This window comes from Pluralibacter gergoviae ATCC 33028 = NBRC 105706 (assembly GCF_001598855.1).
GTDB lineage: Bacteria > Pseudomonadota > Gammaproteobacteria > Enterobacterales > Enterobacteriaceae > Pluralibacter > Pluralibacter gergoviae.
Map to the genome: position 1 here is coordinate 1 of NZ_BCZS01000091.1, position 977 is coordinate 977.

Sequence of the window (977 nt, forward strand, 5' to 3'; positions counted from 1 at the left end):
CGGCAGCGCCCCGACTGGCGCAGGAGTTTTACAATGCACGGTAACGTAAATGAAATTTGCGCAAGGCTTCTCGATAGTTTTGAACCACAGCAGCGGATCAGCCTTCTGATCTGGACTGCTGAAGATGTCCATGACTGCACCAGTGATATGAACCTCACTGACGATGAGGCCGAAGCCGTTCTGGCAGAAATCGCGGAATGCAGTTCACACAGCCGTTATGGCGTTGGAAAAGATACCGTCTGGAGCCTGGCAAAGCAGGTGCGCGAAGATGCCGCCCGCGATCGAAAGATAGAGGTCAATGCCGAGGCGCTGCAAAAAGTCGTGGCGCTGGCGGCGCAGTTTATCCGGCTGGAAGAAATCCAGTCTGGTGAAGGAGCTGCACGCCGACTTTATCCGCAGGAGTCTGAGGCGCTGGAGTGCATCACGAAGGTGATTAACGGCTAATTCACGCAGTAACGCAGCGAACTTTTACGGTAGCGCCCCGACTGGCGCAGGAGGAAAAAACATGTCCCAGAATGAAGCCTATTACGACACGCTGGCCCTGATTGAAAAGGGGCAATGGTGTTTCGGCAGTATGGACGAAGAAAACGAAGAGCGGGCAATCAAGGCCGCTAAGGCGCTGGCGCTGTTTGCGCGCCTGAATGAGCAGGACTGCGACGGACACCCGGTTTCCGAAATCATCGTTGATTTTATCGCTAACCTGATGCACCTGGGGGAAGCGATAAATTTTCGTGTGCTCGATGAGGAAAGCGCGGTGATCCCGTTGGTCAGGATCGCAGCCGTACACTTTAACGCTGAAACAAAGTCATAGTAATCATGTGAATCAGAAGGGGGCAGGCGTGATCCTGCCCCCAAAAATGGACAGGGGAAAGAGTTCTCCCGCCTGAAAATATTCAGGCAGGCGGGAATATTTTGCTTGATTAATATGGCTCATTAGACGTATAATAATCACAACGAAAGGCAATCCGGTCTTTCGA

Annotated in this window: 2 protein-coding genes; both read left to right on the forward strand. The window is 52.6% G+C overall.

Annotated elements, in window-relative coordinates:
* A partial coding sequence (locus ENGE1_RS26225; RefSeq protein ID WP_255265533.1) for a DUF1380 family protein occupies window positions 1–444 on the forward strand: 444 nt, incomplete at its 5' end.
* Between the two features lie 61 nt (window positions 445–505).
* The gene (locus ENGE1_RS26230; protein ID WP_004187339.1) at window positions 506–811 is read left to right on the forward strand and encodes a hypothetical protein; all 306 of its coding nucleotides are present in this window, start codon (window positions 506–508) and stop codon (window positions 809–811) included.
* Window positions 812–977 lie beyond the last annotated feature (166 nt).